The organism is Mitsuaria sp. TWR114, assembly GCF_007997345.1.
Genome location: NZ_VOSR01000929.1, coordinates 1 through 547, shown reverse-complemented (window position 1 = coordinate 547; position 547 = coordinate 1). Strand labels below are relative to the sequence as shown.

1 pseudogene is annotated in these 547 nt (G+C 72.0%); it reads right to left on the bottom strand.

Annotated features, from left to right (window positions below):
- Positions 1-60: 60 nt before the first annotated feature.
- Positions 61-547: pseudogene (locus FUT87_RS25960) on the bottom strand (TatD family hydrolase); the annotation flags it as partial.

The following is a 547-nucleotide window of genomic DNA, read 5'->3' as shown; positions in this document are numbered from 1 at the left end:
GCCAGCGTCGCCGGCACCGACCACCGGCCGCGACGCGGCCCGCTCGATCGCCCCGCCATCTCAGGCCGCCTCCGGCAGCCGGAACAGCCGCCGCGTGTTGGCCGTGCATTGCGCCGCCAGGTCCTCGACCGGCACGCCGCGGACCTCGGCCACCAGCTTGGCCACATGCGGCACGTAGGCCGGCTGGTTGAGCTTGCCGCGGAACGCACCGGCGCCAGGTAGGGGCTGTCGGTCTCGATCAGCAGGCGGTCGGCGGGCACGATCTTCGCGACCTCGCGCAGATCGGCCGCGTTCTTGAAGGTCACGATCCCCGAGAACGAAATGTGGAAACCCAGGTCCAGCGCCGCCCTGGCGACGTCCATGGTCTCGGTGAAGCAGTGCACGACGCCGCCGGGCTGGCCGGCGTCCTCCTCGCGCATCAGCCGCAGCGTGTCCTCGGCGGCCGAGCGGGTGTGGATCACCAGCGGCTTGCCGGTCCGCTTGGCGGCGCGGATGTGGTTGCGGAAGCGCTCGCGCTGCCATTCCATCTGCTCGACGGTGCGGCCGT